Raw genomic sequence first — 12,667 nt, 5'->3', positions numbered from 1 at the left:
CGAACAGGTTTTTGGGTGGGTTTGTAAGCAGCGTTTTTGTCACTTATAATCTTCAAATTCCTCATTTGTCAAGTTTAAAATTTCTATGGCAGGTTGCACATAATGTTTTTTAGCCTTATCAAGAAGTTGATGTTCTTCTCCCATAGCAAAGCCAATTTTATAACCGATATTATCTTGTGTCGTCATATAAACATTATCCTGTTCTGTGTCGTCAGTTGGTACAAAGAGCATTACCTTCTGGTTGGTACTATTTTCCGTTATCCAGGTGTCGCTGCTTTTGGTTGTTGCCCATGCTGTAACGTCCGGCGACCATTTTAGTTCCATTGGGTATTTAATATAGTTGATGAAATAACAGAAGATATCAAAGTTTATGTCATAAGGAAATGTAATCGCAAAAACTTGTTCTGTGAGTTTTACCAGTCGCGGTTGAGCCTGCAAGCTTTCTTTGTTGTACATATTGCAAGAGCCTGTTAATACCTGTTTTAATTCAGGGTGCGAAATACCCTTTACTATAACAAGTTTGTCGTTTTGCTTTGTTTGTGTTGGCAATGATGTTTGCAATGGTTGTCTTGTATCAGTATCTGGCCGTGATTCTGATTTTCTAACTCTTGTCCATAAAACATAGAAAATAATGACTGCCAAAACCAGCCCGGTTACAATTAGTTGAGGTTTCATTAGAATTGATTACAATTCATAAATATACATAAGTCTTAAATTACCTGCATTTGCGCTGCTGCGTTTTACATTAGGGTTGCAAATACCAGCAAGCCAGTGGCAAAGATTCACTCATAAATCCCTGTACACTCAAGAACATAATAGTCCTTCTTGAAATCAATATTTATATTACCGCTTAGCGCTTTATTAAATGCAATAACTTGTTCGTTCGTTAAAGGATATCCATCATATAACGCAGGATCATCTGCTTTAGGAACTACAATGGATATAATTTCTTTAAATGGAATCAAATCAATATTACAATATTCAACCGGTTCTTCCCTTTCCTTATCATAACTGACAATTTCTCTTTCAATTCTTACAGGCTGCTTCATTTCAAAGGTTTTATTTTTTGCAACTGCACGATTTGTTTCTATACTACTATGTAATGTGATGAAGATCGCAAATTCCGCCAGATTACCAATGGTTAAACGCCGCAGGGCATTACCGCTTGCTGTTAGCTGCTTTTTTATAAGCCTGCAAAGCGCGTTCCCGCGAAAAGGCATGTTCAACAATCGGCGGCGGATAATCAAAGGAATCCAATTCCGGCACCCACTGCCTTATATACTTCAAATCTTTATCAAACTTTTTTGCCTGTACAGCCGGGTTAAAAATCCTGAAATACGGCATGGCATCGCAGCCGGTGCCTGCACTCCATTGCCAGCCGCCATTGTTGGCCGCGTAATCATAGTCCAATAATTTTTGTGCAAAATACGCTTCGCCCCGGCGCCAGTCTATCAATAAATGTTTGCAGAGAAAAGACGCCGTTATCATACGCACCCGGTTATGCATAAAGCCGGTTGCATTCAACTGGCGCATGCCTGCATCCACAATGGGATAGCCGGTTTCGCCGGTGCACCAGGCTTTAAACTCTTCCTCGTTGTTGCGCCATTCGATGTTTTCCATTTCACTTCTAAAAGCATGTCCTTTACGCACATGCGGAAAATGCCAGAGTATCGCCTGGTAAAAATCACGCCATATCAATTCATTTAAATAAGTGCTGTTGAGTTGTTGCGCCGTTGCAACCAGTTCGCGGATGCTGATGGTGCCAAACCGCAGGTGCACACTCATCCTGCTCGTACCTTCTATGCCCGGGTTATCCCTCGTTTTATCATAACCGCGTATGGTATCCACCGGAATTTCTTTTGGCGGAAAAGGTTTCCTGCTTGCTTCAAATCCCAGGCTGGTTAACGACGGCATTTCCTGCGAAGCATCTTTATAAAAGTTGTGGAAATAGTTTTCCGTGGGATAAGGTTTCAGATGAAATGGCGTAAGGCTGGCCAGCCATCGCTTACTGTAAGGTGTAAAAACCGTGTAAGGACTGCCGTCATCTTTCCGCACTTCATCCTTCGCAAAAATTACCTGGTCTTTATATAGCAATAGCTGAGCATGATGTTGTTGCAGCAGGTTGGCAATGGCATCATCCCGGTCAATAGCATACTGTTCATAGTCTTCATTGGCGAAAACTTTTTCAATGGTATATTTTTCCAGGAGCTGTTCAAAAGCATGCTGTGGTGTGCTGTGCCATACCTGCAGTGATGCCTGGTGTTGCTTCAGTTGTTCATTCATTGCTGTGAGTGCCGTATGAATGAATTCTACGCGCCTGTCTCTTTTATCTTCCAGGTCGTTAAGAATGTTTTTATCAAAAATGAAAACAGGTATAACAGGATTGCCCTGTTTAAGCGCATGGTATAAGGCTGCATTATCGTGCAGGCGCAGGTCGCGCCGGAACCACATGATATTGACTGTTTTTTTCATGAGTGTATAAACTGCAGAACCATATAGCTATTATCATACCGGAGGGGGATACCAAGATTAAAAAGCATCATGCTAAATAGCTGGGAATTTTGCAAAGGAAAGAGGAATTTAGAGAGTAAGTTGTTGAATAATAGTTCGCCTTTGTTTATGCTTTCAAAGAATAAGAAAGAAATATATTATTGGAAATTATGAAATACAGATTAATACTTAATTTACAAAATAATCTTAAACCAAAAGAATTGCAACATGGGATATGAATCTGTTACTGATGATAAAATTAAAGAGCTTATAGAAATGAAGAAAACAGTTAAGAATGCGAATGCTCGAAGATTAGATAAAGGAAGCCATTATCAATACAATTATAATGTTGAAGGAGCTGAGGGCTATACCTTTCAATTATACTTAAGACAAAATAAAGAATTAGAGGATGATTTTAGTTGTGGCTTGTGTTGGTTAATGCCAAGTGGAGATGTGTTGACCCTTTGCAGATATAATGGTTCAAGTCATAGTCATCCTAATATTATTGAAAAGGAGGTCTTAGGTTATAATTGCCATATACATTATGCTACGGAAAAATATATTATTGCAAACAAGAAGCCAGACGGGTATGCAAAAGCGACTAAAAATTATAATACTTTAAGCGGCGCACTGTATTGTTTACTAAAAGATTGTAATATTGAAGGATTAAATAGTCAACCAGATTCGCCAACACTTTTTGATTAAATTACAATATGCACCTTGAAATAAAGCAGCTTCAAAATTCTCTTTGCAAAAGCTTTTGTGCAGATATACAATTAATTCCCAAGAATGAGGATTTGCTTTTGATTGAAACACCTTTTTATTTTCCAGATGGAGACCCATATCAGATATATTTAAAAGAACATTCTGCTGGAAGTTTGATGTTAACAGACATGGGGCATACTTTAATGCATCTCAGTTATGAAAACGATATTGACAAATATCGTGAAGGCACTCGCGGGCAACTGTTTGATAAAATTCTTTCAGAACTTGATATAAAAGAAAAAGACGGTCAATTTTATATTATCACTACGCCTGGAGAAGTTTCAAAGTCGATCTTTAGATTTGGGCAGGCATTGACTAAAATATACGATTTGACTTTTCTTAATCGTGTAAGAGTTCAGGCAACTTTTTATGATGACTTAAAAGAAGAATTATATCGTTACATACCTGCTGAAAAAATTCACCCTGATTTTGTTTATAGCAACATTGAAAATGCTCAAGATTACCCGATTGATTACTTAATTGAAGGCAAAATTGCTCCTTTATATGTTTTCGGCATTCCTAACCGGGACAAGGCGAAGCTTACAACTATTGTGCTTGAAAGATTATTAAGAGCAAAAGCAGATTTTGAATCAATAATGATATTTGCAGACCAAACGCAAATACCAAGGGCAGACTTGTCAAGATTATCAAATGCTGGAGGTGAAATGATCGCCTCTCTTGATGCAAAAGATGATTTAAGAAGAAAATTATTACGGCGAGTTGCTTAAAGTTTAAGCCCATGAAGACATTTTTGTAGTTATGACTATGTTGTAATCATGACAATCGTGTAAGACACCACATCTTTACTAACAACTTTAATTCCCATGCTGGTACAAGTATAAAAATTGATGGGCTACTATGGCAGCATAAGATGATTTTTCAGTATAGAGACTGACTTTTAGAGAATCCCCACCTTGGCATGATTTTTAACGATTCTTGAAAGCGTATTGCTTTGCCAGTAATGGTATGGCTATTTTTCATCTCAACATTTCATCATGAAAAACTTTAACTCCGGGTGGCTCGCATGCATTGCGGCGCTCTGTATCCTTTTTGCATCGTGCAGCCCTAAAGATGCCGACATTCAAAAAGCCGTAAGGACGGAACTCGATAAAGATCCAGGTTTTGCAGGCATCACCGCCTCTGTAACCGCTGGCGTGGTTACACTTACCGGCAGTTGTAAAACAGAAGGCTGCGATGCTTCGGCTGAAGAAGCGGTTAAGAACGTAAAAGGCGTAAAAGAAGTAAAGAACACCATTGAGGTTACACCGCCGGCACCAGTGCAGGCGCCTGTACAAATTTCACCGGATGATTCCCTGCAAACGGCTGTCAATGATATTGTTTCCGGCTATAACGGCGTAACGGCCACCATCAACGACGGTGTTGTAACGCTTACCGGGAAAATTAAAAGGGCTGATCTGCAGGCTTTAATGATGAAGCTGCATGCCATTAAGCCAAAGAAAATAGACAACAAATTAACCATTGAATAAAACCAACATCATGGCACTACAGGATAAATATAATGAACTGGTTACAGCCGCTCAAACAGCGGGCGTAACCGGACTCCAGGTACGCGAACAGGATAATGTTCTGTACATAGACGGGCAGGCGCCCTCAGAAGAGGTAAAAAAACAACTGTGGGATATCTATAATAAAATTGATCCTGATTACCGCGCCGGTGACCTGGTGTTAAATATTACAACCGCTGAAGGTGCAGCAACAGAATATGAAGTGCAGGCGGGTGATAACCTCACCAAAATCGGTAAGCAGTTTGGCGTAAGCTGGCAAAAGATTTATGAAGCGAATAAGGATGTTATTTCAAACCCGGATTTGATTCAACCGGGCTGGAAGCTGAAGATTCCACGTTAGCTATAAAAAGCCGCTTCTGAAAGGAAGCGGCTTTTGTTTAAGTATTAAGGCACTGTGTTGTTTGGAAATTGAACTATTATGTTGAGTGCAGATGCCCAATTGAATTGGGCATGACGTGCCAGTGTGTACACCTATACCTGCTCTTCAATGTAAATTTTTATCACGCTCATACACGTCTTTCCCGCGGAAGCGGGAACCTGCCTGCCACATTAATGTTTAACCCTTTCTACCGCCAGTCTTTTCTCCCTGCTTAATACAAACCATATAATTATAAGACTGAACAGCATAAACACAGCGCCCAGTAAAAACGACACGCCGGGGAATAGGAACGGTGCTTTCGGGCTGGTAAAGAAAGTAAACAGGTTATTCATCAACAAAGGCCCGAGCACCGTGGTAAGGCTCATCAGGCCCGTTAAAGCACCCTGTAATTCTCCCTGCTGGTTAGGTGGCACATGTCCTGCCAGTGTTGCCTGCAGCGAAGGCCCGGCAACGCCACCAAGGCAATAAGGAACGAGGAAGGCAAACATCATCCAGGTGGAGGTGGCGAAGGCGAATAATACCAACCCGATGGTATATAATGTTAACCCGAAATAAATGCTTTTGGCATCGCCGATTTTCGGGTTCAGCACGCGGGTTAAGCCTACCTGTACAGCGCCCACCAGCACGCCCACTACGGCAAGGGAAACGCCTACGAGACCAGGCGTCCAGTTAAAACGGTACATGGTAAAAAAACTCCAGTTGCCCTGTACAGACTGTGCGGCCATATAGATAAGGAAAAAACCAAAGGCGAGCCCGCTGATAGCCGGCGTTTTTCTCAAAAACTGCAAAGAACCAAAAGGGTTGGCTTTTTTCCAGTCAAAGGGGCGGCGATGTTCTTTGCTTAACGATTCAGGCAATACAAAATATCCATACAGTGTATTTAATAAACATAACCCTGCTGCCGCGAAGAAAGGCGCCCTGATGCCCCAGCCTGATAATAAACCACCTAATGCAGGGCCGATAATAAAACCTAACCCGAAGGCGGCGCCTATTAATCCAAAATTTTTTGCTCTTGTTTCCGGTGTGCTTACATCGGCAATGTAAGCGGAGCCTGTTGTAAAGCTGGCGCCGGTAATGCCGGCAATCACACGCCCAAGAAACAGCCAGCCGAATGTGGGCGCCAGTGCAAGAATAATATAGTCTATACCAAAGCCCAATAAAGAGGATAGGAGCACAGGCCTGCGGCCATACCGGTCGCTTAAATTGCCGATTACCGGGGAAAACATGAATTGTATGATGGCATAAGTAGATAATAAAAGGCCGCCGTAAGCGCTTGCCTCATTGATGGAAATATGTTTCAGTTCGGCTATCAACTCGGGCAGTACGGGAATGATAAGCCCCCAGCCCATAGTATCGATTAATAAGGTAATAAAAATAAATCCGACTGCTGCTTTTCTGTCGTTAGCCATGTGTTTTTCTTTTTGCTGTGCAAAGGTGTAAGATTTTTTGTAAAAGGCATTGCACAGCTAGGGGAAACTGTTTGCTTAATCTTCAATCTGCAGGATGGTTTTGGCAAGTGCAATGCTGCCGGCATCGCCGGTATATTTTCCTTTTTCATCCGACAGTTTTACTACGTTTGTCCATCGCCCGCATTCAGGATAGGCTTCGGTTAGCTTCATTACAATATTCATGGGCGGGAGGCCCGCATCATTGGTGAAATTGGTGCCAATGCCAAACGATATACCTATTTTGCCTTTGGCGAAATCAGCAATGCGTTTTACTTTTTCATAGTTCAGTCCATCAGAAAATATAATGGTTTTGGAAAGCGGGTCAATGCCCAGGCTTTTATAATGGGCGATGGTGGCTTCCGCGAAATCAATGGGGTCGCCGCTGTCATGACGCACACCATCAAACAGTTTGGCAAATTTTTTATCAAATTGCTGAAAGAAAACGTTTGTAGTGAAGGTATCGGATAAGGCAATACCCAAATCGCCGCGATAAGTTTCCGTCCAATGTTCCAGCGCCATGGAATTGGCCATTTTATAACCGTATTTGGCCGCATGAAACATAAACCATTCATGTGCATGCGTGCCGATGGGTTTTGTGCGGTAGAGCTGTGCAAAATGCACATTGCTCGTGCCTACGAATGAGGCACCTCCATTTTCCTGCAGTGCACGCATAACAATTTTGTGCACTTCGTAAGAATGCCTGCGTCTTGTGCCAAATTCTGCAATGGTGATCCCGAGTTGATTATAGTTTTCTATCTTTTCTTTTGTAACCGCATATACTTCGGCATCACTTATGCGCTGCAGGTTATTCAACTTGTAGTACAACTCACTGATCATGCACAGCAATGGCACTTCCCATAAAATGGTGCGGTACCAATAGCCTTCCACGGCAACCAATAATTCACCGCCGCTTTGCTGTATATGCACTTCATTTGGATTATAACGGTAGCCTTCCAGGAAATCGAGGTAAGTAGGCGGCAGGTAAGGACATGCACCTGCAAGAAACTGCCGCTCCTGTTTAGTGAGTTTTAAGTTGCACATGGCATCTACCGATTCCTGCAGCGCTGCGGCAAAACCTTCGGGGAAGCGATGATTGCCGCGATTGATAAAATGATATTTTGCTTTGGCCCGTGGAAACAAACGCACTACGGCAAACTGCATGGTGAATTTATAAAAATCGTTATCAAGTAGAGAAGCTAAATAAAATTTCTGCATGGCAATTACAAAGCAATTTATGTACTGAAATTTGTAACGGAATTTGAAAATAGCATTTATTATGGAGGATGTAATGGGCGAAGCATTAAAAGATTACCAGCAGGGCAACGATCGTTATAAACTTTGGATTCATAATACCTATGGCAGGAAAGAAGCAATGCCTGTAGATATTTATTTCAGGAGCGGTAAAGAAATGTCGCCGCTGGAGTTGCTGGCACTGGAAGGTTGTGCAGGCGATATATTGGATGTGGGCGCTGCTGCGGGCTGCCATAGTTTATTATTGCAGCAAAGAAAACAGTGTGTCACGGCAATGGATATTTCAGCGGGGGCGGTTTGGGTAATGCAGCAGCGTGGCATAAAAAAAGTGGTGCATGCAGATATTTTTTCGTGGAAAAAAAAGCAGTTTGATACCTTACTTTTTTTAATGAACGGCATCGGGCTTGCCGGAACACTGGATGGACTGCAAATATTACTGCATCATCTCAAACAATTACTGAAGCCGGGCGGCCATATCATATTTGATTCTTCGGATATACAATATCTTTTTATAAAAAAAGAGCGGCCTGCGCATTATTATGGCGAGATCGATTATCGTTATGAATATCGCGGCAAAATCTCCGATTGGTTTAAATGGTTGTATGTGGATCAGTCAACTATGCAATTAGTTGCTTCGCAGTGCGGCTTTACAATGGAAGTATTGGAGGAAGATGCGTCGGGGCAGTATCTTGGGCGGTTAATTCTGCAATGAACAACTTTTTCGCACAGAGCAAAGGAGTGAACAGAGTAATACAATACGTCTGTTGGCTCTGTATTCTCCGGGCGAAAAAATTTCAACAGCTTTAAATTTTTGAATGATATGATGTAAAGCATGGTTGTCTTTTAAATTTGCAACGCTGATTTTCCCGGGTTAGGCAAATTAAAATGTATGTTGCAAATAAAAATCAACCCCTTTTTGCTTATGAAATATCTCATTATTGCTGCAATTGTTATTATAGTAAGAATTATTATTTTCTTATATAGAAAATAGAAATCAGCCACGAGTTACAATATTGGGACGTGAAATTGCTGCCGCAGATGAAAAAGAAAAACAAAGAATAGTAACGGGAAATTTTAAAGAATCGCCTCTGCTTGGCCTTAGCTATAGAAATTGGAAGGACGAACAAAGCTTAATAAATCCTGTAAAAAATGAGTTAGACTTAACTATAATAAACTTGTGTAAAAAGTTTATAAATGGTGATGAAAGTATAAGGACCGAAATACGCAACTCACTTAGCCAGGAAGATATTTATACTTTAATTGAATTTATAAAAAGGGCAACCGTTTTTGCGATCAGGAACAAAGAAACGGGCTATATAAATAATGGATTTACTGCGGTATCTATGATTGAAACTGAAAGATGCGATTTCAGGGATGTTTGGGTTGTATTAAGTTTTTTAAACTATGGATTGAAAAAATTTAATGCAAACAATAAAGAAATTTATGAAGAAACTATGCAACGCGCTGAACAAAAGACGGCAGGTTTGATCAAGAATTTTTTTGAACCAGCATTGAAAAGCAAAAATGTTAAAGGGCCAGATGGTTATATGGAAGTACAAACACCTTATGGAAGCGGCTTTGTACATACTTATTTAAAGAAGTATAGCCCAAAGAAAGATATTGTAAAAATGTTGTTTGAAATTTCTGATTATCTCTCAAAAGATAAATATGAAAATGGAGAAATAGTTGTAGGTTCTGATATAGACGCGATTTGGTTTGGGGCGAGAAATGATAAAAATATTGAACGACTTAATGCTAAAGCTAATGGATGTGCATTTATAAGAGCAACATTAAAAGAAAGCTTAGGTGTAAATAATGGTGAACAAGACCTATATGTTTATTTAACTGAATTCAATGATTTGGATATATTAAACATATTAAAAGGGAAGGCTGAGAGTAATACTTCTTCAAGCTTTGCCTGGCTTTGTTTCTCTGAAGATAATTTATTATGCATGGTCATTCAAAGATCTGTAAGACATGGTGTGAAAGATTATGAAACCAACGAAAGCCTTAAACGATTAGAAGATGGCTTAAGAGAAATTATTGCTGCAAATACGCACTCATCCTAAATTTTTGAATACGCCTCAAGTTTTGAGGGCTTAAGTATTTTCACTCTCTTGCCCGAATAACGAATGATTTTTTGTTTGGCAAATTCATTTGCTATGCGGAAAAATGTTTCATAAATGGTACCGGCAAAGGAGGCTATATCCTGCCGTGTCAGCACTACATCAATAAACCCTTCTTCATCTGTGCCGAATTTCTTTTGCAGCATTAAAAAGGTATCGGCGATGCGGCCCCGCACATCCATGAGGGCAAGATCGCGTATGCGTTTTTCAGCATCCTGCAATTCATCAGAATAAAACATCATTAACTGCAGGGCAAATTCGGGGTTTACCTGTATGGAACGGAGAAAAAAGCTACGCTCAATAAAACAGGCGGTTATATCCTCGAGTGCCGTGGCTGAAACAGGATAAATGGTATCGGTGCCCAGCCCGCGATGGCCGATAACATCTCCCGCTTTAGCGAAGCGGATTACCATTTGCCTGTCTTCCTCCCATGATTTATGCACTTTTAATTTGCCCTGTTTTAAAAAGAATATACCTTTTACGGCATCGCCTTCCTTAAACAATTGCTCACCTTTTTTAAGCCGCACCGTTGTTTTAAACTGTTCAATGGAGGGTACCCATTCTTTTAAGCAATGTTTGCACAGAAAGCAGATTTCGGGGTTGCAATCATTTTTATTCCTGCCATTCATGGCTCAATAATAAAGAAAATTTTTAAGCCGGCTAAGCCATTAAAAATATTGCTTAAGATATTTAAATTGTCATAAAATTTAGCAAATCGCTTCTATAAATATATTTTATGATATACTTTTGCATCCTTTAAATTACAAAATGATTCGAGCGAATAGTATTCCGGTATCACCCACATTGGATGAAAACTTTAAGCCGGAGACTATACCTGAAAGTGAGCAACCTGTTACCGGAAGGGTATTTTTACTGAGCCTCCAGGCTATTTTAAATGCATTGGTCATCGGCTTTATAGCCAAAGGCCTTGTAATGCTGATTGACCTTATTACCAACATATCCTTTTACGGAAAATTCTCTTTTGAGCCTTCAACACCGTTGCATAATACATTAGGCTGGATGGTAATACTGGTGCCCATTGCCGGAAGTGTTATTGTGGGCATTATGGCGAGGTTTGGGTCTTCTGCCATACGTGGCCACGGCATACCCGAAGCCATGGAAAAGATCATAACCGGTGAAAGCAAGATACCGGTGAAACTTACTTTTTTAAAGCCCATATCAGCAGCAATCTCTATTGGAACAGGCGGCCCGTTTGGCGCGGAAGGCCCCATTATAGCCACGGGTGGCGCATTTGGTTCGGTGAGCGGGCAGATCATGCGCATATCATCAAGCGAAAGAAAGATCATGCTGGCAGCCGGCGCCTGTGCAGGTATGGCTGCCATTTTCGGAAGCCCACTGGCTGCTACTTTGCTGGCCATAGAATTATTGTTGTTTGAATTTTCACCCAAATCTGTAATACCTGTTGCTTTGTCCTGCGCCACCGGCGCGGCTGTGCACCTGGTATGTTTTGGAAACACACCGGTTTTTGCAATGCCGGATATACCGGTAGCTTCAGGCATCGCATTGGTTACCTACGTTGCTATGGGTTTGGCAATAGGCGTTATTGCCGCCATCATTTCAAAATCGGTTTACCTGCTGGAAGATTATTTTGAAAAGATTCCTGTGCACTGGATGTGGTGGCCGGCTATTGGCGCAGTTGTAGTGGGCATTACCGGTTATTTTGCCCCGTCTACATTGGGTGTAGGATACTCCAATATCACCAACCTCCTCACCGGCTCACTGCCTTTAAGCATGCTGTTTATACTGTGCTTTTTAAAGTACATTTCATGGGTGGTTGCTTTAAGCAGCGGTACTTCGGGCGGAACGCTGGCGCCTTTGTTCACCATAGGCGGCGCTACGGGTGCATTGATCGGCGTATTGGTATTGCAGGTATTCCCGGGAAGTGAAATAAATATTGCCACGGCAGCATTAATAGGTATGGCTGCTATGTTTGCCGGTGCATCAAGGGCTATACTTACCTCGATTGTTTTTTTGATGGAAACCACGGCGCAGCCACATGCATTATTACCACTGATTGGCGCCTGCACCGCTGCTTATTCTGTTTCTTTCTTTTTGATGAAAGGAAGTATTATGACTGAAAAAATTCAGAGACGTGGCATACGCACACCAGATGTATATAAGCCCGATGTTTTGCAAACCATTAATGCATTAACTGTAATGGATGATGCGCCGGTGCTTATTTGCATTGATAACAAAATAGGCGATATTAAACAGTGGCTGCTGGATAATATCAATACTTACCGGGACAGCTCTCTTATTATAACAGATAAAAAAGAAAACTTTATTGGCTATGTGGAAACCGGCAAGGTGTTTACTGCCGATGACAGCATTGCTTCCAACTCCATTCAAACCCTGATTTCGGAAAGGCTGCCGGTTGTGCAGGAACGGCAAAGCCTGGCCGCGGTTTCTGAAGTAATGGCTAATTACGATATGCAATGTGTTGCGGTAATAGAAGGCAATAACAAAAAAGTAAAAGGTGTTATTACTTCAAACGATATAGTGCAGGCTTACAGCAATCATTACAAACAGGAGAATGATTACCAGGTTTCCATTTCTGTAAAGAGAAGAACGAAAAAGTTTTTGATTAAAGGGAAGTATTTCATGCAGTCAAAATTCTCAAAAGAAGACATTTAATATTTATAAAAACTAAAACATTTTAGT

General features: G+C 41.0%; 13 protein-coding genes. 7 read left to right on the top strand and 6 right to left on the bottom strand.

The window, feature by feature from the left end; genetic code table 11:
- Positions 1–39: 39 nt before the first annotated feature.
- The 3 genes from ACTHN6_RS12990 to ACTHN6_RS12980 form a co-directional block, all read right to left on the bottom strand.
- Complete coding sequence (locus ACTHN6_RS12990) at positions 40–675, bottom strand: hypothetical protein (RefSeq protein ID WP_440436198.1); 636 nt, start codon at positions 673–675, stop codon at positions 40–42.
- Positions 676–782: 107 nt separating this feature from the next.
- On the bottom strand, positions 783–1,049 hold the full coding sequence (locus ACTHN6_RS12985; RefSeq protein WP_440436197.1) for a DUF7683 domain-containing protein: 267 nt from the start codon (positions 1,047–1,049) through the stop codon (positions 783–785).
- Between the two features lie 109 nt (positions 1,050–1,158).
- Positions 1,159–2,472, bottom strand: coding sequence for a cryptochrome/photolyase family protein (locus ACTHN6_RS12980; protein ID WP_440436196.1), 1,314 nt, complete (start codon positions 2,470–2,472; stop codon positions 1,159–1,161).
- Positions 2,473–2,718: 246 nt separating this feature from the next.
- On the opposite strand from ACTHN6_RS12980, the gene ACTHN6_RS12975 reads away from it, so the two are divergent.
- The 4 genes from ACTHN6_RS12975 to ACTHN6_RS12960 all read left to right on the top strand — a co-directional run bounded on the left by ACTHN6_RS12975 (position 2,719) and on the right by ACTHN6_RS12960 (position 5,121).
- The gene (locus ACTHN6_RS12975) at positions 2,719–3,195 is read left to right on the top strand and encodes a hypothetical protein (RefSeq protein ID WP_440436195.1); all 477 of its coding nucleotides are present in this window, start codon (positions 2,719–2,721) and stop codon (positions 3,193–3,195) included.
- Between the two features lie 8 nt (positions 3,196–3,203).
- Positions 3,204–3,983, top strand: coding sequence for a DUF1828 domain-containing protein (locus tag ACTHN6_RS12970; RefSeq protein WP_440436193.1), 780 nt, complete (start codon positions 3,204–3,206; stop codon positions 3,981–3,983).
- 267 nt (positions 3,984–4,250) lie between these two features.
- Positions 4,251–4,742 (top strand): BON domain-containing protein, encoded by a 492-nt coding sequence (locus ACTHN6_RS12965; RefSeq protein ID WP_440436192.1) that lies wholly within the window; start codon positions 4,251–4,253, stop codon positions 4,740–4,742.
- Positions 4,743–4,752: 10 nt separating this feature from the next.
- Complete coding sequence (locus tag ACTHN6_RS12960; protein ID WP_440436191.1) at positions 4,753–5,121, top strand: LysM peptidoglycan-binding domain-containing protein; 369 nt, start codon at positions 4,753–4,755, stop codon at positions 5,119–5,121.
- A gap of 209 nt (positions 5,122–5,330) precedes the next feature.
- Here ACTHN6_RS12960 and ACTHN6_RS12955 read toward each other — a convergent pair whose 3' ends face one another.
- Both ACTHN6_RS12955 and pncB read right to left on the bottom strand, forming a co-directional pair.
- Positions 5,331–6,569 carry a TCR/Tet family MFS transporter gene (locus ACTHN6_RS12955; RefSeq protein ID WP_440436190.1) on the bottom strand — a complete coding sequence of 413 codons (1,239 nt, stop codon included), beginning with the start codon at positions 6,567–6,569 and terminating at the stop codon, positions 5,331–5,333.
- A gap of 75 nt (positions 6,570–6,644) precedes the next feature.
- Positions 6,645–7,823, bottom strand: coding sequence for a nicotinate phosphoribosyltransferase (pncB, locus tag ACTHN6_RS12950; protein ID WP_440436189.1), 1,179 nt, complete (start codon positions 7,821–7,823; stop codon positions 6,645–6,647).
- 43 nt (positions 7,824–7,866) lie between these two features.
- Between pncB and ACTHN6_RS12945 the strand changes: the two genes are divergently transcribed.
- Both ACTHN6_RS12945 and ACTHN6_RS12940 read left to right on the top strand, forming a co-directional pair.
- Entirely contained in the window at positions 7,867–8,571 is a 705-nt protein-coding gene (locus tag ACTHN6_RS12945; RefSeq protein WP_440436188.1) for a methyltransferase domain-containing protein, read from the top strand.
- 301 nt (positions 8,572–8,872) lie between these two features.
- Complete coding sequence (locus tag ACTHN6_RS12940; protein ID WP_440436187.1) at positions 8,873–9,928, top strand: hypothetical protein; 1,056 nt, start codon at positions 8,873–8,875, stop codon at positions 9,926–9,928.
- Here the strand turns inward: ACTHN6_RS12940 and ACTHN6_RS12935 are convergent.
- A complete protein-coding gene (locus ACTHN6_RS12935; RefSeq protein ID WP_440436186.1) occupies positions 9,925–10,614 on the bottom strand; it encodes a Crp/Fnr family transcriptional regulator in 690 nt (229 codons plus the stop codon). The two genes, ACTHN6_RS12940 and ACTHN6_RS12935, sit on opposite strands and share 4 nt — an antisense overlap.
- A 139-nt stretch (positions 10,615–10,753) precedes the next feature.
- Between ACTHN6_RS12935 and ACTHN6_RS12930 the strand changes: the two genes are divergently transcribed.
- Entirely contained in the window at positions 10,754–12,640 is a 1,887-nt protein-coding gene (locus ACTHN6_RS12930) for a chloride channel protein (protein ID WP_440436185.1), read from the top strand.
- Positions 12,641–12,667: the final 27 nt, after the last annotated feature.

Origin of the sequence: Parafilimonas sp., from assembly GCF_051953455.1 — a bacterium.
Taxonomy (GTDB): Bacteria; Bacteroidota; Bacteroidia; order Chitinophagales; family Chitinophagaceae; genus Parafilimonas.
The sequence above is the reverse complement of the archived record's forward strand: the minus strand, read 5'-3'. Positions and strand labels throughout refer to the sequence as shown.